Annotated in this window: 1 protein-coding gene; it reads right to left on the minus strand. The window is 21.1% G+C overall.

The window, feature by feature from the left end:
• Positions 1-432, minus strand: a 432-nt coding sequence (locus tag GBZ86_RS17680; RefSeq protein ID WP_170272334.1) for a hypothetical protein, incomplete at both ends; no start/stop codon positions are given.

Genomic DNA, 432 nt, shown 5'->3' on the forward strand with positions numbered 1-432 from the left:
ACTGCTCTCTTAATGAAATTACATCCATAGACACATCAAAATACAATTCTTCTAATATTACCTCTATTTCATTAAGAATCCTTATATCATTATCATTTAATAAATATTTATCTCCATTAGAAATTTCTATATAATTATTAATTAACTTATTTAAATCAATTAATTTATCATTTTTATATGCACTATTTACTATTTCCACTAAATGCTTAGAATCTACTTTATAATTTACTTTTAAATATTCTTCAATTTTTTCAGCTATATTTTTTTCTTTTAGCTTTTTAGAAATTTTTTCATTTATATTATGCAACTTTATTTCTTCAGCATTAAGCTCAGGGGCATTATCATGCTCTTCATCTAATAATGTAAGTATAATATTTGAAATAAACCTACATATGATCTCATTAATATTATTTATTTGACTCTTCAATTCTT

The sequence above is a fragment of the Clostridium tarantellae genome, assembly GCF_009295725.1.
Classification (GTDB): Bacteria; Bacillota; Clostridia; order Clostridiales; family Clostridiaceae; genus Sarcina; species Sarcina tarantellae.